At 54.6% G+C, this 25581-nt stretch carries 24 protein-coding genes and 1 other annotated feature; all 24 genes read left to right on the forward strand.

Going from position 1 to position 25581, the window contains the following annotated elements:
- The first annotated feature begins 7 nt into the window (after window positions 1–7).
- On the forward strand, window positions 8–1345 hold the full coding sequence (murD, locus tag EVJ20_RS01635; protein ID WP_236633992.1) for a UDP-N-acetylmuramoyl-L-alanine--D-glutamate ligase: 1338 nt from the start codon (window positions 8–10) through the stop codon (window positions 1343–1345).
- Window positions 1342–2418, forward strand: a complete 1077-nt coding sequence (murG, locus tag EVJ20_RS01640) for an undecaprenyldiphospho-muramoylpentapeptide beta-N-acetylglucosaminyltransferase (RefSeq protein ID WP_070327559.1) — start codon at window positions 1342–1344, stop codon at window positions 2416–2418. Before murD ends, murG begins: the two co-directional genes overlap by 4 nt.
- A 13-nt stretch (window positions 2419–2431) precedes the next feature.
- Window positions 2432–3202 (forward strand): cell division protein FtsQ/DivIB, encoded by a 771-nt coding sequence (locus EVJ20_RS01645; RefSeq protein ID WP_131506896.1) that lies wholly within the window; start codon window positions 2432–2434, stop codon window positions 3200–3202.
- A gap of 228 nt (window positions 3203–3430) precedes the next feature.
- Window positions 3431–4720: a cell division protein FtsA gene (gene ftsA / locus EVJ20_RS01650; RefSeq protein ID WP_070327557.1), complete on the forward strand. Its 1290-nt coding sequence runs from the start codon at window positions 3431–3433 to the stop codon at window positions 4718–4720.
- Between the two features lie 47 nt (window positions 4721–4767).
- Entirely contained in the window at window positions 4768–5913 is a 1146-nt protein-coding gene (ftsZ, locus tag EVJ20_RS01655) for a cell division protein FtsZ (RefSeq protein WP_070327556.1), read from the forward strand.
- A gap of 54 nt (window positions 5914–5967) precedes the next feature.
- Entirely contained in the window at window positions 5968–6729 is a 762-nt protein-coding gene (gene pgeF, locus EVJ20_RS01660; RefSeq protein ID WP_131489856.1) for a peptidoglycan editing factor PgeF, read from the forward strand.
- Window positions 6726–7379 carry a YggS family pyridoxal phosphate-dependent enzyme gene (locus EVJ20_RS01665; protein WP_070327554.1) on the forward strand — a complete coding sequence of 218 codons (654 nt, stop codon included), beginning with the start codon at window positions 6726–6728 and terminating at the stop codon, window positions 7377–7379. Before pgeF ends, EVJ20_RS01665 begins: the two co-directional genes overlap by 4 nt.
- Window positions 7380–7402: 23 nt before the next feature.
- Window positions 7403–7870, forward strand: a complete 468-nt coding sequence (locus EVJ20_RS01670) for a cell division protein SepF (RefSeq protein WP_070327553.1) — start codon at window positions 7403–7405, stop codon at window positions 7868–7870.
- A 4-nt stretch (window positions 7871–7874) separates the two neighbouring features.
- On the forward strand, window positions 7875–8147 hold the full coding sequence (locus EVJ20_RS01675) for a YggT family protein (protein WP_070327552.1): 273 nt from the start codon (window positions 7875–7877) through the stop codon (window positions 8145–8147).
- Entirely contained in the window at window positions 8148–8918 is a 771-nt protein-coding gene (locus EVJ20_RS01680) for a YlmH family RNA-binding protein (protein ID WP_070327551.1), read from the forward strand. It begins immediately after the preceding gene.
- A gap of 18 nt (window positions 8919–8936) precedes the next feature.
- Window positions 8937–9482, forward strand: coding sequence for a DivIVA domain-containing protein (locus EVJ20_RS01685; RefSeq protein WP_016509011.1), 546 nt, complete (start codon window positions 8937–8939; stop codon window positions 9480–9482).
- Window positions 9483–9484: 2 nt separating this feature from the next.
- Window positions 9485–9705: a binding site (T-box leader), on the forward strand.
- A 49-nt stretch (window positions 9706–9754) separates the two neighbouring features.
- Window positions 9755–12481, forward strand: coding sequence for an isoleucine--tRNA ligase (ileS, locus tag EVJ20_RS01690; protein ID WP_131443391.1), 2727 nt, complete (start codon window positions 9755–9757; stop codon window positions 12479–12481).
- A 59-nt stretch (window positions 12482–12540) separates the two neighbouring features.
- Window positions 12541–13014 carry a signal peptidase II gene (gene lspA, locus EVJ20_RS01695; RefSeq protein ID WP_131506898.1) on the forward strand — a complete coding sequence of 158 codons (474 nt, stop codon included), beginning with the start codon at window positions 12541–12543 and terminating at the stop codon, window positions 13012–13014.
- On the forward strand, window positions 13014–13925 hold the full coding sequence (locus tag EVJ20_RS01700; RefSeq protein WP_070327548.1) for an RluA family pseudouridine synthase: 912 nt from the start codon (window positions 13014–13016) through the stop codon (window positions 13923–13925). Before lspA ends, EVJ20_RS01700 begins: the two co-directional genes overlap by 1 nt.
- Window positions 13926–14117: 192 nt before the next feature.
- The gene (gene pyrR / locus EVJ20_RS01705) at window positions 14118–14651 is read left to right on the forward strand and encodes a bifunctional pyr operon transcriptional regulator/uracil phosphoribosyltransferase PyrR (protein WP_070327547.1); all 534 of its coding nucleotides are present in this window, start codon (window positions 14118–14120) and stop codon (window positions 14649–14651) included.
- A gap of 49 nt (window positions 14652–14700) precedes the next feature.
- Window positions 14701–16002, forward strand: coding sequence for a uracil-xanthine permease family protein (locus tag EVJ20_RS01710; RefSeq protein ID WP_131506900.1), 1302 nt, complete (start codon window positions 14701–14703; stop codon window positions 16000–16002).
- A 130-nt stretch (window positions 16003–16132) separates the two neighbouring features.
- Window positions 16133–17038: an aspartate carbamoyltransferase catalytic subunit gene (locus EVJ20_RS01715; protein ID WP_131506902.1), complete on the forward strand. Its 906-nt coding sequence runs from the start codon at window positions 16133–16135 to the stop codon at window positions 17036–17038.
- Window positions 17035–18315, forward strand: a complete 1281-nt coding sequence (locus EVJ20_RS01720) for a dihydroorotase (protein WP_131506904.1) — start codon at window positions 17035–17037, stop codon at window positions 18313–18315. Before EVJ20_RS01715 ends, EVJ20_RS01720 begins: the two co-directional genes overlap by 4 nt.
- Window positions 18293–19375 carry a carbamoyl phosphate synthase small subunit gene (locus tag EVJ20_RS01725; protein WP_071399567.1) on the forward strand — a complete coding sequence of 361 codons (1083 nt, stop codon included), beginning with the start codon at window positions 18293–18295 and terminating at the stop codon, window positions 19373–19375. Before EVJ20_RS01720 ends, EVJ20_RS01725 begins: the two co-directional genes overlap by 23 nt.
- 1 nt (window position 19376) lies before the next feature.
- Complete coding sequence (carB, locus tag EVJ20_RS01730) at window positions 19377–22580, forward strand: carbamoyl-phosphate synthase large subunit (RefSeq protein ID WP_131506906.1); 3204 nt, start codon at window positions 19377–19379, stop codon at window positions 22578–22580.
- A complete protein-coding gene (locus EVJ20_RS01735) occupies window positions 22577–23296 on the forward strand; it encodes a dihydroorotate dehydrogenase electron transfer subunit (RefSeq protein ID WP_131506908.1) in 720 nt (239 codons plus the stop codon). Before carB ends, EVJ20_RS01735 begins: the two co-directional genes overlap by 4 nt.
- The gene (locus EVJ20_RS01740) at window positions 23293–24219 is read left to right on the forward strand and encodes a dihydroorotate dehydrogenase (RefSeq protein WP_131506910.1); all 927 of its coding nucleotides are present in this window, start codon (window positions 23293–23295) and stop codon (window positions 24217–24219) included. The genes EVJ20_RS01735 and EVJ20_RS01740 overlap by 4 nt, the downstream gene beginning before the upstream one ends.
- A complete protein-coding gene (gene pyrF, locus EVJ20_RS01745) occupies window positions 24194–24898 on the forward strand; it encodes an orotidine-5'-phosphate decarboxylase (RefSeq protein ID WP_070327539.1) in 705 nt (234 codons plus the stop codon). Before EVJ20_RS01740 ends, pyrF begins: the two co-directional genes overlap by 26 nt.
- Window positions 24882–25508: an orotate phosphoribosyltransferase gene (pyrE, locus tag EVJ20_RS01750; RefSeq protein ID WP_131506912.1), complete on the forward strand. Its 627-nt coding sequence runs from the start codon at window positions 24882–24884 to the stop codon at window positions 25506–25508. The genes pyrF and pyrE overlap by 17 nt, the downstream gene beginning before the upstream one ends.
- Window positions 25509–25581: the final 73 nt, after the last annotated feature.

Here is a 25581-nt window from a genome sequence, read left to right on the forward strand (position 1 = left end):
GGAAGACATGAATCAACAGTGGAATGGTAAGCGAGTCCTCGTACTCGGGGCGGCTCGGAGCGGTATCGCAGCTGCCGCCTATTTAAAGGCGGTCGGCGCAGACGTAGTGATCAATACGGGCAGTGAGCCAACAGAAGCAGAGCGGGCAAAGATTGAAGCGCTAAACGTAAAAACTGTCTTCGGCTCGCATCCGCTTGAACTGTTAGACGAAGCTGAACTGATCGTCAAGAATCCGGGTATCCCTTATCAGATCCCGTTACTAGAAGAAGCGATTGCGCGTCACATCCCGATTTATACGGAAGTCGAGCTCGCTTATTTGGCAACAGAGGCAGATTTTGTCGCCATCACCGGGTCGAACGGTAAAACGACGACGACGACGCTCGTCCATGAGCTGTTAAAAGGTGGCGAACGTCCCGTCCACGTGGCGGGGAACATCGGGTTTCCGGCCATCGAAGTCGCGACGCAAGCCGCGCCGGGCGACCTGATCGTGATCGAACTATCGAGTTTTCAGCTGATGGGAGTGGAAGCGTTCCATCCCCGCTCGGCAGCACTGCTCAACTTATCAGAAGCCCATCTTGACTATCACGGGGACTTCGAATCATACGCTGACGCGAAAGCGAATCTGTTCCAAAACATGACGCCTTCAGACCGGGTCGTCGTCAAAGGTGAGGATCGAGAAGTCATGAAGCGAGTGCCGACTGGACTTTCAGCCCAAACGTTTGGCTATGAAGCCGGTGACGCGCATGTCGATTCAGGATGGATCACTTTGCATGGCGCACGGATCATGCCGGTGTCAGAACTTGCGCTTGGAGGCGCCCATAACGTCGAGAACGTATTGGCCGCGCTCTTGTTGATCGAGCCGTTTGACATCCCGACTGATCATATCGAGCACGTCTTGCGCACGTTCGGCGGCGTCGCCCATCGGACGGAGAGCCTCGGCCGTGTGCTTGGCCGAAGTGTCTACAACGATTCAAAAGCGACGAACAACGTCGCTGCCGAGGCGGCGCTCACTGGTTTCGAAGCACCAATCGTTTGGTTATGCGGCGGGCTCGAACGTGGAGCCGACCTGACATCACTCGTTCCGGCGATGAAACGGGTGAAAGCTGTTATCGCTTACGGCGAGACGGCTGAACGGTTCAAAACGTTAAGTGAATCAGAAAACATTCCGGCGCAAGCCGTCGCCACGCTCGACGAGGCGGTGCCGCTCGCGTTTGAACAGTCCGTTGCAGGCGACGTGATCTTGCTGTCGCCGGCCTGTGCGAGCTGGGATCAATATAAGACGTTTGAAGAACGAGGCGAACATTTCGTCAAGCTCGTGAACGCATATGAGGAGGCAAACCGATGAGAGTCATCATTTCTGGTGGAGGGACGGGTGGTCACATCTATCCGGCGCTCGCCCTGCTCGATACGTTGAAAGAGCGGCATACCGATTTAGAGGTGCTCTATATCGGGACCGAGAACGGGCTTGAAGCCGATCTCGTACCGCGAGCGGGTATCCCGTTCAAATCGATTCGAATCAGTGGCTTGAAACGGTCGCTTTCGATTGAGAACGTCAAGACGGGTTATCGGTTCGTCCAATCGGTTCTCGCATTGCGAAAAGACATGAAAACGTTCCGACCTGACGTCGTCATCGGAACGGGCGGTTTCGTGTCCGGGCCTGTCGTCTTCACCGCACAACTGCTCGGTATTCCGACGATTTTGCATGAACAAAACAGCATCCCGGGACTGACGAATAAGTTTTTGTCTAAAAAAGCGGATCGTGTGGCGCTGTCGTTCGCCGGTTCTGAACACCATTTCCCAGGGGCGAACGTGCAAGTCATCGGGAATCCACGGGGTAGTGAAGTCTTGAAGACAACGGCAGACGAGATGAAACTGCGCACCGAGTACGGGATTGACGAACGACCGATTGTTCTCATCTATGGCGGCAGCCGTGGGGCGGAAGCGATCAATCGAGCGGTCATCGAGGCGATCCCGGAACTCGCGACTGAACCTGTGAACGTCTTATATGTGACCGGAAAAGTGCATTTTGACGATGTCGTCGCCAAAGCGCCGAGCTCAGATAACGTCCAAATCTTGCCTTACGTCTACGATATGCCAGAACTCCTCGCCTGTGCGAGTCTCGTCGTCTCACGGGCCGGTGCTTCGACAATCTCGGAATTGACTGCGCTCGGTTTGCCGAGCATTTTAATCCCGAGCCCTTACGTGACAGCGGATCATCAGACGAAAAATGCGTCGGCGCTCGTCGAGAGCGGTGCCGCTGAACTGATTAAAGAGCAAGCGTTGACAGGCGCCACGCTCGTCGCGTCAATCCGTCACGTCTTGAATCACCATGACGAGATGGCCGCAGCGTCGAAACGATTAGGATTCCCGCACGCCGCGGAATCACTCGCCGATCTTGTTGAAGAAGTAAGCCGATAAAGGAGAGAAGTTAATGGAGACGCGTCAGAATACCGTTCGCAGTTTGGAAGATCGCATTCCGTATATGAAGGACCAACGGCGCAAAAAAGCGAATCGACGCTTGGCGACGATTCTACTCTTGTTTGCCGTGCTCATCGCACTCGTCGTCTATATGCAGACGTCGGTTTCTGACGTGAAGGCAGTGAATGTGTCCGGACTCGACTGGTTGACTGAAGCTTACGTCCTTGAGGGAACGGATCTCGACACGTCTTCAAAGATTGTTCGCATCTCTCCGAACGACATCGAGCAGACGATTCGCGCACTCCCGGGAGTGCGGGACGTCAAAGTCGATCGGTCTTGGTATAACATCGTCACCGTGGACGTCGAGGAAGAGAAGATGATCGCCTACTCGCGAAACGACTCAGAAGAAGTCGTCGTGCTCGCAGACGGATCACTTCACCCGACCGGACAAATCGATGATCCGAAGAAGTTGCAGGATGGTCCGCTCTTACGTGAGTTCACGGACGTCGCCGAGCTCGAGAAAGTGGCAAGTGAACTCGAGCAAGTCGATGACGCGATGCGGGCCCGGATGTCTGAAATCGTCTTTTCGAAAAAAAAGGATGAACCAGTCCGGTATGAGATTTATATGAACGATGGAAACACGTTGCTCACACCGACGTTCAAACTGAGCCAAACCGTCTCAAAATACGGGGATATCTTTGAAAACATCCCAAAAGGTCAACGCGGAACCGTCGTCATGGACGGAGGCTTTTATTTCGTCCCTTACGAAAAAACGAAAGAATAATCTGATTTTTTACAGTCCTTAGACACGTAAGGACTGTTTTTTTATGGTTTGTAATCGAATTGACACCCCAAAACCGCTTAATTTGTAGGATTCTACCTTTTCTCACTATGTTATTTGTTGTAAACTTAGACGTGAGATATCTTGCCGGACCTATCAATATTTTTGGATATCTGTAACAATGTAACGGAAATTCAGAAACAGAAATTTAAGCGCGGAGGTGTTTCCCTTTTGGAAGCGAACGGTTATGTTGCCGCATTGGATATAGGAACGTCAGAAATTAAGCTCGTCGTGGGCGAATTGCTCGGAGGAACGCTTAACATTTTGGCGGAGGGGTGCGCCCCGTCTGCAGGAGTAAAACGTGGCGCCGTCGTCGACATCGATAAAACGGTTCAAGCCATTAAGCAAGCCGTCGAACATGCCGAAGCGGCGCTCGGTGATCAAGTTCGTTCGGTATATGTTGCCATCGAAGGGGAACATATCCAAATTGCCCCGTGTCATGGGATCGCATCGGTGAAACGAGAAGACCAAGAGATCACGGACGTCGACGTCATCGAAGTCATCAATTCGGCGCAAGTGATGCGTTTGCCGGATGAGATGAGCGTCATCGATGTCATCCCGACGTCGTTCACAGTCGACCAACAGACAGGGGTCGTCGATCCCCGTGGTATGCTCGGCTACCGGTTAGAGATGCACGGAAAAATGGTAACGGGTTCAAAAACGGTCCTACATAGCATCCGTCGTTCGATTGAACGGGCAGGCCTTACGCTAGAAGGATTTGTACTCGGTAACTTGGCGCTCGGAATGAGTGCTGCTTCCGTCGATGAAATCGACCTTGGGATCGGCCTCGTCGACATCGGACACGAAAAGACGACCGTCTCTGTATTTTATCGCGGTGATCTCGTCTACTCGTATATCCTCCCAGTCGGCGGGGACCACATGACGCGAGACTTGGTATATAAACTCAACTGTAAGTACCAAGACGCAAAAGTGGCGAAAGAAGAATACGGACTCGCGCTCGAAGAAATGGCGGACGCTTCTGAAGGATTCTCATTTACGAATATTAATGGGGAAGTGGCATTCGAGCCACAAACAGAAATTAGTTACGTTTTAGAGGCGCGAATAGAGGAAATGTTCACACTCGTGTTGAATAGAGTGCAAAAGGTAGGTGTTCCACCGCTCAGCGGAGGTTATCTCCTCTGTGGCGGAGCGGCTGCCTTGCCTGGCATCCAGGAATTGGCGACGCGCGTCATGGGTCAAAAGACAAGACTCTACCAACCTTCGTCGATTGGTGTCAGACATCCGAAATACGCGACGGCTGTCGGTGTTCTCAAGTATGTGCTCATGAGCGACCATCATGTCTCGAAGTCGCAACTTGAGAAGCCAGATGAGCGCGTGACTGTTCCAACACCAACTGGCGGGACAGAACGCGACATCGATCGTGATGACGAGCCTGAAACAACAGAGCGCGAATCTAAAAATGGATTCGGGCGTTTAATGGAAAAATTATTTGGCGTGTAAGCTGATGATGTGTTAACAATTGGAAATTACGTAGGGGGATACCTGAAATGATGTACTTTGATGAGGCGATTGACGCCGTAGCAAAAATTAAAGTAATTGGAGTCGGTGGTGGTGGTTCAAACGCCGTCAACCGAATGATCGAGCACGGAGTGCAAGGTGTCGAGTTCATCGCGGTCAATACAGACGCACAAGCACTCAATATGTCGAAAGCGGACGTCAAGCTTCAGCTTGGCGCTAAATTGACACGCGGCCTTGGTGCCGGTGCGAACCCGGACATCGGTAAGAAAGCGGCTGAAGAAAGCCGTGAGCAATTGATCGAAGCACTTGACGGTGCCGATATGGTCTTCGTCACTGCCGGTATGGGTGGGGGAACAGGTACGGGCGCTGCACCAGTCATCGCTGAGATTTCAAAAGAAATCGGAGCGCTCACAGTCGGTGTCGTCACGAAACCGTTCATGTTCGAAGGACGCAAACGGATGCAGCATGCGCAACACGGAATCCAAGCGTTCAAAGAAAAAGTCGATACACTCATCGTCATCCCGAACGACAAGTTGCTTGAAATCGTCGAGCGGAACACGCCGATGATCGAAGCGTTCCGCGAAGCGGATAACGTGCTTCGCCAAGGTGTCCAAGGGATCACAGACTTGATCGCCATCCCTGGTTTGATCAACCTTGACTTCGCCGACGTGAAAACGATCATGACGGAAAAAGGATCGGCGCTCATGGGTGTCGGTGTGGCAACTGGTGAAAACCGTGCCATCGAAGCAGCGAAAAAGGCGATCTCATCTCCACTGCTCGAGTCTTCAATCGAAGGCGCGAAAGGTGTCTTGATGAACATTACAGGTGGACTCAGCCTCAGCTTGTATGAAGTAACAGAGGCTGCTCAAATCGTTCAAAGCGCCGCTGATGAAGAAGTGAACTTGATCTTTGGTTCGGTCATCAACGAAAACTTGAACGAGGAGATCATCGTCACTGTCATCGCGACTGAGTTTGCGGAAGAGTCACAAGGCACGAACCCGTTCCTTCAGCAACCGAAGAAACAAGCGGAGCCTGAGGCGAACAAAGAAGTTCAACCGAAACCGACTGAACCTGCTCAACAAGAAGAAGGGAACTTCCATAGACCAGTCTATGGTGGGGACGTCCCAGACGAGACGATCAACATCCCAGCGTTCGTAAGACAACGCCGTAACTAAACAACAGGGGGTGCCGTTCTCGGCACCCCCTTTTTCTAAAAAAAGGAGACTGGTATGCAACTCATACATACATGGGAAACCGAGGCGTATCGCTATCTGGCTTATGTGACGACTCGGACGGATGGACACAATGAAGGCAATGTCGGTTTGCACGTCGGCGATGATGCGGAACAAGTCATTGCCAACCGGGAACGTTTCTTCACCGAAGCAAACTTGTCGCTCATCGATTCGGTTTGGGCCGATCAAGTGCACGGGACGCGTGTCGCGACCGTCGACGAAGCGGACAAGGGCAAAGGCGCCTATCGATACGATGAGGCGATTCAAGCGACTGACGGACTCGTCACGACCGCTACCGATTTGCCACTCGCTCTCGTGTTCGCCGATTGCGTCCCGTTGTTCTTTTGTGCGAAAGATCACGGAATCATCGGCATGGCTCATGCCGGGTGGAAAGGGACGGTCGGAAACATCGTGTCTTCGATGGCGGACGCATTCGCTCGGCTCGGGGTTCCGGAACACGACATCGAGATGTACGTCGGACCGGCCATCACGGCCGAGCATTATGAAGTCGACCGCCGTGTCCTCGATGCCGTAAATGCCGTCTCGCCCGAAGCATATGCGGCCTCGGTGTATAACGAATCAGAACGTCATGCGAATCTGTCATTGCAACGAGTCAATGAGACACTCGCTGTCGAAAGAAACATGGACGTCAAGCAGTCGAACTTGTCGACCGCTTCCGATCGAGACTTTTTCTCTTATCGGAACGGAGACGCCAAGCGTCGATTTGCCGCCGTCCTCGTCAAGGAGAAGAAATTGTGAGCATAGCTGATAACGTCAAACAAGTGAGACAGAATATTGAGAACCTTCAATCGGAAACAGCGGTGACGCTCATCGCGGTCACGAAGTCGGTCGGTGTCGACGTCGCGAACGCGCTTTACGCAGAAGGTGTCCGTGATTTCGGTGAGAACCGTCCGGAAGGCTTGCTCGAGAAAGTCAATGCGATGCCGTCGGACGCCAAGTTCCATTTTATCGGCAGTCTACAGACGCGCAAAGTGAGACAAGTCATCGATCATGTTGCCGCAATCCATTCGCTCGACCGATTATCGCTCGCCGAAGAGATTGACAAACGGTCCGACCGTGTCATCGATTGTTTCGTCCAAGTGAACGTATCGGGCGAGACGTCAAAACATGGGCTTGAAAAAGAGGAAGTCATCCCGTTCATCGAGAACTGTAGACAGTATCGCCATATTCGGGTCATCGGACTGATGACGATGGCTCCGTTCACAGAAGATGAAGGTGTGATCCGTGAAACATTCCGTGCTTTACGCGAATTGCGCGACCGCGTCGCGGCAAATCGCTTCGAACATGCACCATGCAACGAATTGTCGATGGGTATGTCTAACGACTACGAGTTGGCAATCGAAGAAGGCGCATCGTTTGTTCGTATTGGGACCGTACTTGTGCAATAATATATTCTAAGGAGGAATCCGTTATGTCAATCAAAAACAAAATGAAAGACTTCTTTGGACTTGAGGAAGATCCGAATCACGCGTATGAAGGGGAAGAGTATGCTGTCGCAGAGACGAACACTCAACCGACGACTGATGCGCTCGTCAAAACCGAGGAGCGTCCGAAACCATCGAACAACCTCGTCGCGCTAAACACGAAGAAGAAAGAACGTTCGAAAGTCGTTCTTGCCGAACCGCGCGTCTTTGCCGAGGCACAAGATATTGGCGACCAGTTGAAAGAAAATCGTGCCGTCATCGTCAACCTTCAGCGCATGTCGAAAGAGCAGTCTCGTCAAGTTGTAAACTTCTTGTCGGGTGTCGTTTACGCCCTAGAAGGAACGATGACGTCGATTGGACATAACACGATTCTATGTGCTCCGAACAATATCGAATTGACTGGATCGATTTCGAATTTGATTTCGGAGGACGAACTAAACAGTAAAGGGTGGTAAATGAATGGAAAATGCGATCCCTGCATTAGGCAATACGATTGTTACGCTTCTTGGATATTATAGTTGGGTCTTGATTGCCTATATTTTATTATCGTGGTTCCCGAATGCGAGAGAATCAAAATTCGGACAGATTTTGACATACTTGTGTGAGCCGTTTCTTAACCCGTTCCGTCGGATCATCCCGCCAATCGGCGGTATGCTCGACATTTCTCCAATCGTCGCCCTGTTCGTGCTTCGTATGGCGCAAGCAGGAGTGCGAGCGATTTTCGGTCTGTAAATGAGCGTCTTCGATCATTATCGACCGAATGAACGCCCGTTTGTCGAGCAAGTGCTCGACTGGGTGCGACAAGTCGAGGACAACTACTTGTTTAAATTGACGGATTTTTTAGACCCACGTGAGCAACAAATCGTCAGGCAACTCGTTGGCAAACGGCTCGCCATCTACGAGGACGGCGGTTTCCCTGGAGCTGAGCGGAAACGGCTTTTATTGACGCCCGACTACTATGAGCTCGACGTGAACGACTTTGAAGTCAAGATTCTTCAAATCGATTATCCGACGAAGTTTGTCGACTTGACCCACCGCCAAGTGACAGGCACGCTTCTTAACGCGGGCCTGAAGCGGCAAAAGTTTGGCGATGTTGTCCTCGCTGACGGGATCGCTCAGTTCGCGACGACGGCTGATGCGGCTGGATTCATCGAAATGAACGTGGATCGCGTCGGCAAAGCCCGGGTGCGGCTGTCTGATGTGCCGGCCGCATCGATTTTGACCGTCCCAGAAGTCAAATGGAGCGACGAGTTTGGCATCGTCTCCTCACTCCGCTTTGATGCGGTCGTGAGCGAAGTGCTCGGTCTGTCGCGCCAGAAAGCACAGGCGCTCGTCAAACATGGTGACTGCAAAGTCAATCATAAAGCGATCACGGACGCGAGCTTTTTACTCGAACCAGACGATTTGGTTTCAATCCGGGGTTACGGTCGTGTCAAATTGACGGCAATCCTCGGCTCGACAAAGCGTGAGAAAATAAAAATCCAGTATGGCATCATACGTTGAATTTAGGAGGAAAGTCGAATGGCGTTGACACCGATTGATATTCATAACAAAGAGTTCTCGACTCGTTTTCGCGGGTACGATATCGATGAGGTCAATGAATTTTTAGATCAAATCATTAAAGAGTTTGAGCTATTGATTCGTGAAAATAGAAGGTACGAAGAACTCGTCAACGATATGCAAGCCCGTATTGACTACTTCTCCTCGATGGAAGACACGTTGAATAAATCGATTATCGTCGCACAAGAGGCAGCAGAAGAAGTCAAGACCAATGCGGCCAAAGAAGCCAGCCTCATCTTGAAGCAGGCTGAACGCGAAGCGCTCGCCCGAGAAGAGGAAGCATCGCGTAAAGAGCAGATGGCAGAGCGTGAAGTCATTCAAATGTTGAAAAAAGTCGAACTGTACCGGACCCGGTTCCGTGTTCTCGTCGACGCACAGATGGAACTTCTAAATAGTACCGAATGGGACACGATTGTCGGAGAGCCGCCTGTCCAGACGGTTCTTGACGATACGAGTGAACTTGCGTATAATGACGACGAAGTCACACCAAACAAACATCACGGATAATAAACAATACGTTGATTAGGACACGTCAATAAAGTCACACCTACGAAGCGACTTAGGGAAGGTGCAAGCCTAAGAGAAAGACTTTATTTGGTATCCCCTATGAGTGTCATGCTGAACTGAGTAAGCGTGACCGCTTGACCTCGTTATCGGTTACCGAGAGCGGTCTCAAGGTCTACTTGAGATTAGTAGGGTGGTACCGCGAGTCGATGAACTCGTCCCTATTTAGGGGCGGGTTTTTTTTGTTTTTCAAAAAAGATGCAGGAGGAGTTTCAATGAACTACAAAGACACATTATTGATGCCTGATACAGAATTCGCGATGCGTGGAAATTTGCCGAAGCGCGAGCCAGCAATGCACGAGGCTTGGGAGCAGATGGACTTATACAACCGCGTTCAAGAAAAGAATGCAGGAAAGCCGCAATACATTCTACATGACGGACCTCCGTACGCCAACGGTGACATCCATATGGGCCATGCACTCAACAAAGTGTTAAAAGACATCATCGTCCGTTTCAAGTCGTTGAACGGCTATCAATCACCGATGATCCCAGGTTGGGACACACACGGTCTTCCGATCGAGAACGCGCTTCAAAAAGCAGGCGTCAACCGTAAAGAGATGACTGTCGCCGAGTTCCGCGAAAAATGTGCCGCTTACGCGATGGAGCAAGTGAACTCACAACGTGAACAGTTCAAGCGTCTCGGACTGCTCGCTGACTTTGACAATCCATACATCACGCTCCAGCCTGAATATGAAGCGGCGCAAATCCGCCTGTTCGGCACGATGGCTGAAAAAGGATACATCTATAAAGGGAAAAAACCGGTCTATTGGTCACCGTCTTCTGAATCGGCACTCGCTGAGGCGGAAATCGAGTACTATGACAAAAAATCACCAGCCATCTATGTGGCGTTCCAAGTCGTCGATGGCAAAGGCGTCCTCGGGACGACCGACCATTTCGTCATCTGGACGACGACACCGTGGACGATTCCGGCCAACCTCGGGATCGCTGTCAGCGATGAGCTGACATACACACGGATCGAGCACGATGGCAAAGGGTATATCGTTGCCGAGACGCTCGTCGAAGAAGTGACGACAGCACTTGGCTGGGATGAATACTCAGTGAGCGGATCTTGGAACGGACGCGAGTTCGAACACATGACAGTACAGCACCCGCTTTACGACCGGACGTCACTCCTTATCCTTGGCGACCACGTCACGGCTGAAGCGACAGGCTGCGTCCATATCGCACCTGGCCACGGGGAAGACGACTACCGTGTCGGCCAAGCGTACGGACTTGACGTGTTGTGCCCGGTCGACGACCGTGGGTATATGACGGACGAAGCACCAGGCTTTGAAGGACTGTTCTATGAAGATGCGAACAAAGAGATCGGCATGAAGCTCGAAGCAAATGGCAACTTGTTGAAGCTCAAATTCATCAAGCACTCGTACCCGCACGACTGGCGTACGAAAAAGCCGGTCATCTTCCGGGCGACACCGCAATGGTTCGCTTCGATCAAAGACTTCCGCAGCGACATGTTGCGTGAAATCGAAGAAGTAAACTGGGTACCGGAATGGGGCATGACGCGCCTGTTCAACATGGTCCGTGACCGTGGCGACTGGGTCATCAGCCGTCAGCGGGCATGGGGTGTGCCGATCCCGATTTTCTACGCAGAAGACGGAACGGAAATCATCACGAACGAAACGATCGACCATATCGCCAACTTGTTCCATGAGCACGGATCAAACGTCTGGTACGAGCGCGAGGCGAAAGACTTGTTGCCATCCGGCTTCACACATCCGAACAGTCCAAACGGCGAGTTCCGTAAAGAAGTCGACATCATGGACGTCTGGTTCGATTCAGGTTCGTCACACGCAGGCGTGCTCGAACAGCGCGACAACTTGCGCCGTCCGGCCGACCTGTACCTAGAAGGTTCGGACCAATACCGTGGTTGGTTCAACTCGTCACTGTCGACTGCAGTCGCGACGACCGGCAAAGCACCGTATCGCAACGTCCTCAGTCACGGCTTCGTCCTTGACGGCGACGGCCGGAAGATGTCGAAATCGCTCGGCAACACGATTGCACCGAACGACCTCGTGAAACAGTACGGTGCTGAAATCGTACGTCTTTGGGTCGCGTCTGTGGACTATCAATCAGACGTCCGCGCCTCGCATGACAACTTTAAACAAGTGTCAGAAGTATACCGGAAGATCCGTAACACGTTACGCTTCTTGCTCGGTAACTTGAACGGGTTCGATCCGTCGATGCGCGTCGCGTTCGAAGATATGCCGGAAGCCGACCGCTTCATGGCGACGAAGCTGAAACAACTTCAGACGAAAGTCGTCAAAGCGTACGATACGTTCGACTTTATGGCTGTTTACCACATGAGCCACAACTTCTGTGTCAACGAATTGTCGTCGTTCTATCTCGACTTCACGAAAGACATCCTCTACATCGAACGTGAAAACGATGCGCGTCGCCGTGCCGTTCAGACGGTCATGTATGATGCGGTCATCACGTTGACGAAGCTGCTTGCCCCGATCCTCCCGCATACGGCGGACGAAGTCTGGCAAGAAATCCCGGCCAAGACGGCGGATAGCGTCTTCTTGTCGGACCTTGAAGAAGTGGCGCCGCTCACGGAAGCAGAGACGGAATTACTCGCGAAATGGTCGAAATTCCTCACGTTCCGCGACGACGTCTTGAAAGCGATCGAGATCGCCCGCGGCGAGAAGTTGATCGGGAAACCGCTCGAAGCAAAACTTCAAGTCGCACCGAAGGGTGAGACGAAAGCGCTGCTCGATACGATCGATAACGTTCGTCAACTCCTGCAAGTGTCACAACTCGACTACGTCGATACGGCCGACGTCGACTACGCGACGGCGAAGATCAGCGTCGCGAAAGCAGACGGTGCCGCTTGTGCCCGCTGTTGGACGTATTCGACCGAACTTGGTCAGAACGCAGATCATCCAGAACTTTGCCCGCGCTGTACAGAAGTCATCGCATGAGCCGGACCGGAGTGGCGCACAGTCCACTCCGGTTTCTTATGACTTGAAAGGAGAATTTGATGAAACGTTATTACGGATTAGCAGTCGTTCTCATTTTGCTCGACCAAGTGACGAAATGGATCGTCGTCCAGACGATGACGATCGGTCAATCGATCGAATTGATTCCAGGATGGCTCTATTTGACATCGTACCGCAACAGAGGCGCGGCCTGGGGCATGCTCGAAGGACAGATGGTGTTCTTCTTCATCGTCACCGCCGTCGTTGTCGTCGGTCTGATTTACTTCTTGCATAAAGAAGTGAACGGGTTCAAACTGCTCGGCTACAGTGTCGGTTTACTGCTCGCCGGAGCGATCGGCAACTTTATCGATCGTCTGTTCCGGGGCGAGGTCGTCGACTTCGTCGACACGTACCCGTTCGGCTACAACTTCCCAATCTTTAACGTCGCCGATATGGCACTCACGTTCGGGGTCATCTTTATGATCATCGGCGTCTTGTTCGAAGAAAAATTAAACAAAGAAAGGGGACAATCGTAATGGAAACTTACACATTTGTCGCCGAAGAAAAGGCACGGATCGATAAATGGATGAGCGAACGAAGTGACTGGTCACGTTCGCAAATCCAAGACTGGATTAAGGCAGGGGATCTGCTCGTCAACGGTCAACTCGTGAAGCCGAACTATAAACTGCAAGAAGGGGACGAAGTCGTCGTGACGGTGCCAGAAGCCGTCGAACTCCAAGTCCTCCCCGAAGATATTCCGCTCGACGTCGTGTTCGAGGACGAGGATGTCATCGTCGTCAACAAAGCACGTGGCATGGTCGTGCACCCTGCGGCTGGTCATACGTCTGGAACGCTCGTCAACGCGCTGTTATATCACTGTGACGACCTCTCAGGCATCAATGGTGTGAAGCGTCCGGGTATCGTCCATCGTATCGATAAAGATACGACGGGACTGCTCATGGTCGCGAAAAACGATATGGCGCACGAGTCACTCGCGCAACAGTTGAAAGACAGAACGATCAAACGCGAATACGTCGCACTCGTCCACGGCGAGCTCGTCCATGAGCTCGGATCGATCGAGGCGCCGATCGGACGCGACACGAACGATCGTCAGCGCATGACGGTGACAGACAAGAATGCGAAAGAAGCGGTAACACACTTCCGTCTGCTCGAGCGCTATAAAGACTTCACGCTCGTCGAATGCAAGCTCGAGACAGGACGGACGCATCAAATCCGTGTCCATATGCGCTATATCGGCCATCCGCTTGCCGGAGACCCGAAATACGGACCGCGTCGGACAATCGATTTGAACGGGCAAGCGCTCCATGCAGCCACGCTCGGCTTCCATCATCCGCGGACGAACGAATGGCTCGAGTTCGAGGCGGCACTCCCGACCGACTTCGAGGCAGAGCTCGCAAAATTGGACAAAATCGAGAAAACACGTTGACTTTCAACCGATTCAGATTTATAGTCTAGAAAGCATAACACCTTTAAACCCAGTCCAGAGAGGCTGTGAAAGGATCGTGGCCGCGGCCACAATCGTCTATCATATACGGCACTCGTTTGCCTTCGTGAAGACTTCCTTTCCAGCCGGATGAGGAAGTCTTCTTTTTTTATAGATTACGAGAGGAGGAATCATATGAAACGCTCGACCATACTAGACGAAGCCGCGATCCGACGCGCCTTGACGCGAATCGCCCATGAGATCATTGAACGCAACAAAGGAACGGACAACGTCGTCCTCGTCGGGATCAAAACGCGCGGTGAGACGCTCGGCGACCGACTCGCCCATCGCATCGAAGAAATCGAAGGAAAACCGATCGCGCTCGGTAACTTAGACATCACGCTCTACCGGGACGACCTATCGAAGAAGTCGCTCGACCCAGAAGTGAAAGCAACCGAACTCCCGCACGATATCAATGGCAAGACGGTCGTCCTCGTCGATGACGTCTTGTACACGGGACGGACGGTCCGAGCCGCCATGGACGCACTCGTCGACCACGGTCGGCCCGATTACATCCAACTCGCCGTCTTGATCGACCGGGGGCACCGCGAGTTGCCGATTCGCCCGGACTTTGTCGGGAAAAACGTCCCGACATCGAAAACAGAACAAGTCGTGGTCCGACTCAGTGAAGTCGACACGACAGACGAAGTGTACATCCAACAGCAATAAATCCAAAACCTTTAAGGTGGTCCAGAGAGGCCAGGAAGGAGAACTATTTATGAAAACCCCCATCCTCAACATCCACGAGCGTCCCGCTCACTTGCCGCAATGGCTGCTCTTCAGCTTGCAACACGTCTTCGCCATGTTCGGAGCGACGATCTTAGTCCCGATTTTGACCGGACTGAACACGTCCGTCGCCCTCGTCGCTTCCGGTGTGGCCACGCTCTCATTCCTAGTCATCACCCAATTCAAAGTCCCGACGTATCTCGGGTCAAGTTTTGCCTACATCGCACCGATCATCGCGGTCAGCCAGCAATGGGGCGTCGAAGCCGCACTGTTCGGCGGTATTATCGCCGGTTCGGTCTACGGTGTCGTGTCGCTCATCATCTTTAAGACGGGCGTCGGTTGGTTGTTACGACTGTTGCCGCCGGTCGTCGTCGGTCCGGTCATCATGGTCATCGGCTTATCGCTCGCACCGGTCGCCATCGACATGTCGATGAACCGCGACGGAGCGTATAACGGCACGTTCATCACGGTCGCCCTGCTCACGCTCGGCATCACGATCCTCGCGATGACAAAGTTAAAAGGAGTATGGGGCGCGGTTCCGATCTTGTTCGGCATCGTCGGCGGATACGCCATCGCCGCCATGTTCGGCATCATCGACTACTCGGCCATCGGTCAAGCGAGCCTGTTCCAACTGCCTGACTTCACGATGGTGTTCGTCGACTACATGCCGATGTGGCAAGTCGGGGCACTCCTCGCCATCGTCCCGGTCGCTCTCGTCACGATGACGGAGCACATCGGCGACCAAATGGTCACGTCGAAAATCATCGGACGCGAGACGATGAAAGATCCAGGCCTGCACCGGACGCTCCTCGGCGACGGCGTCGGCAAAGCCGTCGCCTCAGCGCTCGGTGGACCGCCGTGTACGACGTACGGTGAAAACAACGGGGTCATGGCGATCACGAGAGTGTACAGCGTCTACGTCATCGCGGGAGCAGCGCTCATGGCCATCAGCTTCGGCTTCCTCGGTCACGTCGAGGCGTTCATCTCGACAATCCCGAATCCGGTCAAAGGCGGTATCTCAATCCTCTTGTTCGGTGTCATCGCCTCGAACGGACTGCGGACGATGGTCGAGAGCAACGTCGACCTCGCCGAGAAACGCAACCTCATCATCGCCTCGGTCATTCTCGTCGTCGGCCTCGGCGGGGCGATGGTCCAACTCGGCAGCTTCCCGGTCCAAGGGATGGCGCTCGCGACGGTCGTCGGTATTCTTTTGAACGCGGTGTTGCCGAAAGAAGAAGTCGAACCGGCTTCGGTCGATACAACTGAAGAAACGAAACAGGCAAGTAACTTTTAATTCGATCCCGTGAGGTCGGCAAAGTGAAGGCTCGTTTATTTGGGTGCAGTCTACCCAAATGAAGGCGTCCCTTCACGTAGGTGAAGAGACGCCTTTTCTCTTTGCCTTCAAACAAAAGGAGGAGACGAACATGAATTTGATCAAACAACAACCGAACCATTTTGTCAGCTTAGATACGCTCACCCTCGAAGAGATCATGGGGATGATCGAAGAGTCGCTCCGCTACAAACAAGGGGACATGCCGCCGCTGTTTGACGGGAAGACGGTCGCGAACTTGTTCTTCGAAAATTCGACGCGGACGAAAAACTCGTTTCAAATGGCCGAGCGGCACTTGAACATCCAAGAGATCCCGTTCGACGTGGCGACGTCATCGGTGACGAAAGGCGAGACGTTATACGACACGTGCAAGACGCTTGAAGCGATCGGGGTCGACGCGCTCGTCATCCGCCATCCTGAAGCGGGATACTACCATGAGCTCGTCGAGAAGCTGACGATCCCAGTCTTAAACGGCGGGGACGGGAGCGGGGAACACCCGTCACAGTCGCTGCTCGACCTCGTCACGATTTATGAAGAGTTCAAGACGTTCGAAGGCTTGAATATCGCTATCTGCGGCGATCTCGTCCATAGCCGGGTCGCCCGCTCGAACGCAGGCGTGTTGAAACGGCTCGGGGCGAACGTCGTCGGTTGTAGCCCGGAATCGTGGTGGGATGGTTCGATGGGGCTTTCGCACCGCGACCTTGATGACATCTTACCGGACTGCGACGTCGTCATGTTGCTCCGCGTTCAGCACGAGCGCCACATTATGGGTGACATCTTTTCTAAAGAAGACTATCATGCGCGCTACGGCTTGACGGTCGAGCGGGTCGAGCGGATGAAACAAGGCGCCATCATCATGCATCCGGCCCCGGTCAACCGGGACGTCGAGATCGCCGGCAGTTTGATCGAACATCCGTCATCGCGCATCTTTCCACAGATGACGAACGGTGTTTACGCACGGATGGCCATCTTAAATCGAGCATTAGGGGGACAACAATGATTATTCAACACGCAACGTGGTATGACGGGAAGACGAAACGGACGAGCAATCTGTTGATCGAAGGCGGTACGATCCGTTCGGTCGATTACGACGGGACGACCGAAGGACACGAAGTGATTGACGCAAACGGGAAGCTGTTGATCCCAGGTCTCGTCGACGTCCACGTCCATTTGCGCGAGCCGGGTGGCGAGGCGAAAGAGACGATCAAGACCGGGACGGCTGCGGCTGCGGCCGGAGGGTTCACGACGATTTGCGCGATGCCGAACACACGGCCGGTCCCGGACGAACGGGCGACGCTCGATGACTTGCTCGCTCGGATCGAGCGGGACGCCAGCGTCCGCGTGCTCCCGTATGCGGCGATCACGAAACGGCAGCTCGGTGTCGAACAAGTCGATATGCCGTCACTTGCGGACGCGTTCGCGTTCACAGACGACGGGGTCGGCGTGCAGTCGGCGGCGATGATGCGTCAAGCGATGAGGGAAGCGAAACGGCTTGGGAAAGCGGTCGTGGCCCATTGCGAAGACAATACGCTCAAGGCCGGTTCGGTCCATGAAGGGAAGTTTAGTGAGACGCACGGCATCCAAGGCATCCCGAGTCTCGCCGAGAGCATCCATATCGCCCGTGACGTGTTGATTGCCGAAGAGACGGGCTGCCACTATCACGTCTGTCACGTGTCGTCACGTCAATCGGTCCGTGTCATCCGTGACGCCAAACGGGCCGGAATCCACGTCACGGCGGAAGTGACACCGCACCACCTCGTCTTATCGGAAGGCGACATCCCGGGGTTAGATCCGAACTTCAAGATGAATCCGCCGCTGCGGAGCCAAGACGACCGCGCGGCGCTCTTAGAAGGGCTGTTCGACGGGACGATCGATTTGATTGCGACCGATCACGCCCCGCACACGGCTGAAGAGAAAGCACAAGGGATGGAGCGCGCCCCGTTCGGCATCACCGGATTCGAGACGGCGTTCCCGCTCCTTTACACGACGTTCGTCAAGACGGGACAAATGGAAGAGGCGGCGCTCATCGACTGGATGACGAGACGACCGAGCGAGGTGTTCGGTCTGCCTTACGGCGTGATTGAAGACGGCCGGGCGGCGGACCTCGCGCTGATCGATACGGAGACGGTGCGTCCGGTCGACCCGGGGACGTTCGCGTCAAAAGGGAAGAACACACCGTTCGCTGGGAAAAGACTCACAGGTTGGCCGGTCGTGACGATCGTGGCCGGAGAAATCGTATATAAGGGGAGATTCGATGAAACGAACATTATGGCTTGAAGACGGGACAGCATTTGTAGGCAAGGCGTTCGGCGCGAACGCCGAGACGATCGGGGAAGTCGTCTTTCAAACGGGAATGACCGGCTACCAAGAGATTTTATCGGACCCGTCTTATTGTGACCAGCTCATCGTGTTGACGAATCCACTCATCGGGAATTATGGCGTCAACCGTGAAGACTTTGAGACGACCGTCCCGATGGCAAAAGCGCTCATCGTCAAAGAAGCGTGTGATCTGCCGTCGAACTTCCGCTCGACGGCGACGTTGCCGGAGACGCTCGAACGCTTCGGAATACCAGGTCTAGAAGGTGTCGATACGCGCATGTTGACGCGTCACCTTCGTTCACGCGGCGTCATGCGCGGCGTGTTGATCGACGGTGAGTCGACGTGGGCAGACGTTTCGATGCGCTTTGAAGCGAGCTTCCCGACCGATCAAGTGGCACGTGTCTCGACAAAACGGGCTTACGTCAGCACCGGGAGCGGCCGCCGGATCGCCCTCATCGATTTCGGGGCCAAACTCGGGATCATGCGCGAATTGTTGAAGCGCGACTGTGAAGTCGTCGTCTTGCCGCACGACGTGACGGCTGAAGAAGTGATGCGCTATGAGCCGGACGGGGTCATGCTCTCGAACGGACCAGGCGACCCGAAAGACGTACCGACGGCGCTCCCGCTGATCGAAGCACTCATGCCAAAACTCCCGATGTTCGGGATCTGTCTCGGCCATCAGTTGATTGCGCTCGCGAGCGGTGCCAACACGTTCAAGCTTCCGTTCGGGCATCGTGGTGCCAATCATCCTGTCCTCGAGCTTGAGACCGGTGCTGTGACGATCACGTCACAAAACCACGGCTACGCCGTCGACGAGACGTCGCTCCTTGAGACGCCGCTCATCGTGACGCATCGCGCCGTCAACGATGGGACGATCGAAGGCATCAAACATTTACATCATCCGACGTTCTCGGTGCAATATCATCCGGAAGCGGCGCCAGGACCATATGACGCCAACGACTTATTCGACCGCTTTATGACACTCGTCAACGAAAACAGACAGAAAGTAGGAATGTGACATGCCAAAACGACCAGATATTCAGAAAATCCTTGTGATCGGATCCGGCCCGATCGTCATCGGACAAGCGGCAGAATTTGACTATGCTGGTACCCAGGCGTGTCTTGCCTTAAAGGAAGAGGGCTACGAAGTCATCCTCGTCAACTCGAACCCGGCGACGATCATGACTGACCCATCGACGGCGGACCGCGTCTATATCGAACCACTCGAACCGGAGTTCGTGGAGCGGATCATCCGTCAAGAACGTCCGGACGCGCTTCTCGCGACACTCGGAGGGCAGACCGGACTGAACTTGGCGGTCGAGCTCGATAAGCGCGGCGTGCTCCGCGACTGCGGCGTCGAACTGCTCGGAACGAAACTGTCGGCGATCGAGCAGGCAGAAGACCGGGAACAGTTCCGCGATCTCATGTACAAGCTCGGTCACGGCGTCCCAGACAGCGATATCGTCCATTCACTCGACGCCGCCTGGAGCTTCGCTGACCGGATCGGCTATCCGATCATCATTCGTCCGGCTTATACGCTCGGCGGGACCGGTGGGGGAATCGCCCACGACCGGGAACAGTTCGAGCAGATCGTCGAATCGGGACTCAAGGCGAGTCCGGTGACGCAAGTGCTGCTTGAAGAGTCGATTGCCGGCATGAAAGAAGTCGAATATGAAGTGATGCGCGACTCGAGCGACCAGGCCATCATCGTCTGTGCCATGGAAAACTTCGATCCGGTCGGTGTCCATACCGGTGACTCGATCGTGTTCGCCCCGACCCAGACGTTGTCTGACCGTGATTATCAAATGCTCCGCAGCGTCTCGCTCGACATCATCCGGGCGCTCGGCATCGAAGGCGGATGTAACATCCAGTTCGCGCTCGACCCGGACAGCTTCACGTACTACGTGATCGAGGTCAACCCACGCGTCTCGCGGAGTTCGGCTCTCGCCTCAAAAGCGACGGGATACCCGATCGCCAAGCTCGCCGCGAAAGTCGCGGTCGGCTACAAGTTGTCGGAACTAAAAAATCCGGTGACGGAGACGAGTTACGCCTCGTTCGAGCCGGCGCTCGACTACGTCGTCGCTAAAATCCCGCGCTTCCCGTTCGACAAGTTCGAGACCGCGGACCGTCGTCTCGGCACACAAATGAAAGCGACGGGCGAAGTCATGGCCATCGGTCGAAATTTAGAAGAAGCGCTCTTGAAAGCCGTCCGTTCGCTCGAACTCGGTACTGAAGACTTGTACGTACCACGCCTTTCCGAATTGACGGCTGAACAACTGGAACGAGAACTGACGACACCGACCGACGAACGGTTGTGGATGCTGTACGAGGCGCTTCGCCGCGGCTACTCGACAGAACAGCTTCACGGCTTGACGAAAATCGACCGGTTCTTCTTATCAAAACTCGATCGGATTTGGCGTGAGGAAGAAGCGTTGCGCGACGAGCCGTTGACAGAGGAACGGTTGCGCGATGTGAAGCAACGTGGGTTCAGTGATCGCATGATCGCCCGCATCACGGACCAAGCCGTCGAGACGATCGCGTCGTTACGCGATGAGTGGAACGTTCGGCCGGTGTATAAGATGGTCGACACGTGTGCCGCCGAATTCGCCTCGGAGACGCCGTACTTTTACGGGACGTACGAAGTCGAGAACGAAGCGGTGAAAACGGATAAACCGTCCATCCTCGTACTCGGTTCAGGCCCGATCCGGATCGGTCAAGGCGTCGAGTTCGACTACGCGACCGTCCATTCGATCCAAACGATCCGTGACGCCGGATATGAGGCGATCATCGTCAACAACAACCCGGAGACGGTATCGACCGACTTCTCGATCTCAGACCGTCTCTACTTTGAACCGCTCACGACAGAAGACGTATTAGAAGTCGTTCGCAATGAACGACCGCTCGGGGTCATCGTCCAGTTCGGCGGGCAGACGGCAATCAATTTGGCGGCCTCGCTCGAAGCGAACGGCGTCCAAATTCTCGGGACGTCACTTGAAGACATCGACCGGGCCGAAAACCGGAAAGCGTTCGAGGCGACGCTCACGAAAGAACGGCTCGCCCAACCACCGGGCAAGACCGCGGTCACGGTCGAGGAAGCGGTCGCTTGTGCCGACATGCTCGGCTATCCCGTACTCGTCCGCCCATCGTACGTCCTCGGCGGCCGGGCGATGGAGATCGTCTATGAGCGTTCGGAGCTCGAGCGGTATATGCGCCACGCCGTCGTCGCCTCGAAAGATCGTCCCGTCCTCATCGACCGCTACTTGACCGGGATCGAAATCGAAGTCGACGCCATCTGCGACGGGACGGACGTCTACATCCCGGGCATCATGGAACATATCGAACGGGCCGGGGTCCACTCTGGCGATTCGATCGCCGTCTATCCGCCGCAACGGCTGAGCGAGGCGTTAAAACAAAAAGTCGTCGATTACACGATCAAACTCGCCAAAGCGTTCCGCATCAAAGGGTTGCTCAACATTCAGTTCGTCTATGCGGACGACTTGTACGTCATCGAAGTCAACCCACGGGCGAGCCGGACGGTGCCGTTCATCTCGAAAGTGACGGGACTGCCGGTCGCACGCATCGCGACGCAGACGATTCTCGGGACGACGTTGAAACAGCTCGGCCTCGGAACGGGCTTGCACCCAGAATCTGACGCCATCTCGGTCAAAGTGCCGGTGTTCAGTTTTGCGAAACTAAAAGAAGTCGACCCGTCACTCGGGCCAGAGATGAAATCGACGGGGGAAGTCATGGCGACGGACCGAACGCTTGAAAAAGCGCTCTATAAAGGACTCGTCGCTGCCGGGATGACGATCGCCTTGAAAGGAAACGTCTTGTTGACGGTCGCCGATCAAGACAAAGACGAAGCGCTCGACATCGCCCGTCGCTTCAACCGGCTCGGCTTCCGCCTGATGGCGACGTCAGGCACGGCGACGGCACTTACGGCAGCCGAGTTGCCGGTCCGACAAGTCGGGAAGATCCATGAAGCGGGTGAGACGATGCTGAGCGTCATCGAGCGGGGCGATGTCGACATCGTCTTGAATACGACGACACGCGACGCCTTAGCGACAAAAGACGGATTCATTATCCGCCGGGCCGCGGCCGAGCAAGGTGTGCTCTGCTTGACGTCGCTCGACACGGTGAAGGCGCTCTTGCAAGTCATCGAGAGCCTATCGTTCCAGACAACGAGCCTGCCGGCGTTCACCGAATTCGGGGTGACTGTATGAGACAACGGGCGACCATCTTATCGAACCGGGAGATCGCGAAAGCGACAATGGAAATGAAAGTGCGAATCGGTGATGCAACAATCGCACCGGGGACGTTTTTCCATGTGAAGACGTCCGAACTGTTGCGCCGGCCGCTGTCTGTCGCAAACGTCGAAGCAGACGTCGTCACGTTTCTGTACAAAGTGGTCGGGACCGGGACGGCCGAGCTCGCGACGAGACGAGCCGGGGACGAACTTGACGTCCTCGGTCCGCTCGGTAACGGGTTCCCGCTCGCAAAAGACGGCAAGCGCGTCGTTCTAGTCGGCGGGGGGATCGGGGTGCCGCCACTCTATTACACGCGACGGATGCTCGCCGCGCGCGGAATTGAAACGGTGGCGATTCTCGGGTTTGATTCAGAAGCGAGTGTATTTTATGAAGACGAGTTCCGCGAACTCGGCGAGACGATCATCACGACGGTCGACGGAACGTATGGAGAGGCGGGGTTCGTGACCGGGCCGCTCGCTAGAATCGACGCCGACGTCTTGTTCAGCTGTGGTCCGGAACCGATGTTAAAAGCGGTCGCCGCGTCGCATATTAATGAACGCTACATCTCGATCGAGAACCGGATGGGTTGCGGCATCGGGGCGTGCTTCGCCTGTGTGTGCAAAGCGCCGGACGGTTACGTGAAAGTGTGCAGTGACGGACCGGTATTTCGGGCAGAAGAGGTGACGTTATGAGATTACACATCGAACTACCCGGCTTATCGTTAAAAAATCCGATCATGCCGGCGTCCGGTTGTTTTGGATTCGGCGAAGAGTTCGCCAAGCTGTACGACTTGTCGATCCTCGGGGGCATCATGATCAAAGCGGCGACCGGGGAGGCGCGGTTCGGGAACGAGACACCGCGTGTCGCCGAGACGGCGCAAGGAATGTTGAATGCGATTGGATTACAAAATCCGGGTGTCGACGCGATTGTTGAAGACAAGTTGGCATTCCTCGCCAAGTTTGACACTGAAATTATTGCCAACGTGGCGGGTTCGACCCCAGAAGAATACATCCACGTCGCGCGGAAAATGAGCGCCGACCCGTGCGTGAAAGCACTCGAGCTGAACATCTCGTGCCCGAACGTGAAGTGTGGCGGCATGCAGTTCGGGACCGATCCTTTGATGGCGACCGAACTGACGCGCCTCGTCAAGGCGGCGTCGACGAAACCGGTATACGTCAAACTATCCCCGAACGTCACGTCAATCACGGAGATGGCACGTGCGGTCGAAGCGGCCGGCGCCGACGGCATCACGATGATCAATACGCTCGTCGGCATGAGGATTGACATTGCGACCGGTCAACCGATCTTAGCGAACCGAATCGGCGGATTATCCGGTCCGGCCATCAAGCCGGTCGCCATCCGGATGGTGTACGAAGTCGCCCAAGCGGTCAATATCCCGATTATCGGCATGGGCGGTGTGCGGACGGTCGACGACGTGCTCGAATTTATCTATGCGGGTGCATCGGCGGTCGCGGTCGGGACTGCCAATTTTGAAAACCCATACGTATGCCAGGAAATCATCGAGGCGTTGCCAGGCCGGCTCGATGAACTCGGCATCGATCATATTTTAGACGTTAGGGGGAAGGCGTATGAACAGGTTGTATCTCGCGCTTGATGTCGAAACACGTGACGAAGCGTTTTCACTCTTAAAAAAAATTGACCAACGTCCCGCCGTCAAAGTCGGCATGGAACTGTTCTACCGTGAAGGTGGACGGTTCGTCGAAGAACTCGTCGCGAGCGGCTATCCTGTCTTTCTAGACGTCAAAGTTCATGACATCCCGGAGACGGCAAGGCGGACGCTCCGCCAAATCGGCCGGCTCGGCGTCGAAATGACGAACGTTCATACGCTCGGCGGTGAGACGATGATGCGCTACGCATTGGATGGGTTGCGTGATGTGAACGACACGACCACATTGATCGGGGTGACCCAACTGACATCGACCGACGAGCGGATGCTGTCAGAACAACTCGGAATTGGCGGAAGTCTCGAGCAGGCCGTCTTGCGCCAAGCGGGACTTGCCAAACGAGCAGGACTCGACGGGGTCGTCGCGTCCGTTCACGAAGCCCGCGCGATTCGACAAGCGCTCGGTTCACAGTTTTTGACGGTGACGCCCGGCATCCGAATCAACGAAACGACAGACGATCAAGTCCGGGTCGCGACACCGCAAGCCGCTTTTGACGCCGGTGTGTCAGCTATCGTCGTCGGGCGCCCGATCACCCGGGCAGCCGACCCGAACGCAGCTTACGAATACTTTATGAAGGAATGGAGCCAAACGTATGAGACAAATCGCTGAGGCATTATTATCGATTGAAGCCGTCACTTTATCACCGAATGAACCGTACACATGGTCGAGCGGGTTAAGAAGCCCGATTTATTGTGATAACCGACTGACGCTCAGTTATCCAGAAGTGCGTTCACAGATTATCGATGCACTTGTCGACGCCGTCCGTCCACTCGACGCCGACGTCATTGCGGGAACGGCGACGGCAGGGATTCCCCATGCGACGCTCTTAGCCGACCGACTCGGTCTACCGCTCGTCTACGTCCGGTCGAGTGCGAAAGGGCATGGGAAAGGCAACCAGATTGAAGGGCGATTCGACAAAGGAGCGCGCGTCGTCGTCATCGAAGACCTGCTCTCGACTGGAAAATCGAGCATTGAAGCGGCTCAGGCGATTCGAGCGGCCGGAGGCGAAGTCGTTCTGATTCAAGCCGTTTTCTCATACGGCCTAGACAGCTTGAGCGTGAATTTGACCGATGCGAACTTGACCGCCTCGTCACTGACGACGTTCGCTGAACTGATTGAAGTTGCTCGGAACCAAGACGTGATTTCTGAGAACGAAGCAATCTCGCTCACAGCTTGGCAAGAAAGCCCAACCGTTTGGAGCAAACAAGTGACACGCTGAAGAATCCACCTCCGGGCGGATTCTTTTTCATTTGGCAACATGTGATACTGAACGTGTTAGAATAGGGAAAGCA

The sequence above is a fragment of the Exiguobacterium sp. SH0S1 genome (assembly GCF_004337165.1).
Taxonomy (GTDB): Bacteria; Bacillota; Bacilli; order Exiguobacteriales; family Exiguobacteriaceae; genus Exiguobacterium; species Exiguobacterium aurantiacum_A.

Coding starts and splice junctions, on each gene's coding strand:
- EVJ20_RS01700 (WP_070327548.1), top strand. CDS start 13,014: ATGGAAACTTACACATTTGTCGCCGAAGAAAAGGCACGGATCGATAAA.
- EVJ20_RS01740 (WP_131506910.1), top strand. CDS start 23,293: ATGAGATTACACATCGAACTACCCGGCTTATCGTTAAAAAATCCGATC.
- ftsZ (WP_070327556.1), top strand. CDS start 4,768: ATGATGTACTTTGATGAGGCGATTGACGCCGTAGCAAAAATTAAAGTA.
- EVJ20_RS01710 (WP_131506900.1), top strand. CDS start 14,701: ATGAAAACCCCCATCCTCAACATCCACGAGCGTCCCGCTCACTTGCCG.
- lspA (WP_131506898.1), top strand. CDS start 12,541: ATGAAACGTTATTACGGATTAGCAGTCGTTCTCATTTTGCTCGACCAA.
- pyrR (WP_070327547.1), top strand. CDS start 14,118: ATGAAACGCTCGACCATACTAGACGAAGCCGCGATCCGACGCGCCTTG.
- ileS (WP_131443391.1), top strand. CDS start 9,755: ATGAACTACAAAGACACATTATTGATGCCTGATACAGAATTCGCGATG.
- EVJ20_RS01735 (WP_131506908.1), top strand. CDS start 22,577: ATGAGACAACGGGCGACCATCTTATCGAACCGGGAGATCGCGAAAGCG.
- EVJ20_RS01680 (WP_070327551.1), top strand. CDS start 8,148: ATGAGCGTCTTCGATCATTATCGACCGAATGAACGCCCGTTTGTCGAG.
- pgeF (WP_131489856.1), top strand. CDS start 5,968: ATGCAACTCATACATACATGGGAAACCGAGGCGTATCGCTATCTGGCT.
- EVJ20_RS01685 (WP_016509011.1), top strand. CDS start 8,937: ATGGCGTTGACACCGATTGATATTCATAACAAAGAGTTCTCGACTCGT.
- EVJ20_RS01645 (WP_131506896.1), top strand. CDS start 2,432: ATGGAGACGCGTCAGAATACCGTTCGCAGTTTGGAAGATCGCATTCCG.
- EVJ20_RS01720 (WP_131506904.1), top strand. CDS start 17,035: ATGATTATTCAACACGCAACGTGGTATGACGGGAAGACGAAACGGACG.
- EVJ20_RS01675 (WP_070327552.1), top strand. CDS start 7,875: ATGGAAAATGCGATCCCTGCATTAGGCAATACGATTGTTACGCTTCTT.
- EVJ20_RS01715 (WP_131506902.1), top strand. CDS start 16,133: ATGAATTTGATCAAACAACAACCGAACCATTTTGTCAGCTTAGATACG.
- EVJ20_RS01670 (WP_070327553.1), top strand. CDS start 7,403: ATGTCAATCAAAAACAAAATGAAAGACTTCTTTGGACTTGAGGAAGAT.
- pyrF (WP_070327539.1), top strand. CDS start 24,194: ATGAACAGGTTGTATCTCGCGCTTGATGTCGAAACACGTGACGAAGCG.
- pyrE (WP_131506912.1), top strand. CDS start 24,882: ATGAGACAAATCGCTGAGGCATTATTATCGATTGAAGCCGTCACTTTA.
- carB (WP_131506906.1), top strand. CDS start 19,377: ATGCCAAAACGACCAGATATTCAGAAAATCCTTGTGATCGGATCCGGC.
- murG (WP_070327559.1), top strand. CDS start 1,342: ATGAGAGTCATCATTTCTGGTGGAGGGACGGGTGGTCACATCTATCCG.
- murD (WP_236633992.1), top strand. CDS start 8: ATGAATCAACAGTGGAATGGTAAGCGAGTCCTCGTACTCGGGGCGGCT.
- EVJ20_RS01725 (WP_071399567.1), top strand. CDS start 18,293: ATGAAACGAACATTATGGCTTGAAGACGGGACAGCATTTGTAGGCAAG.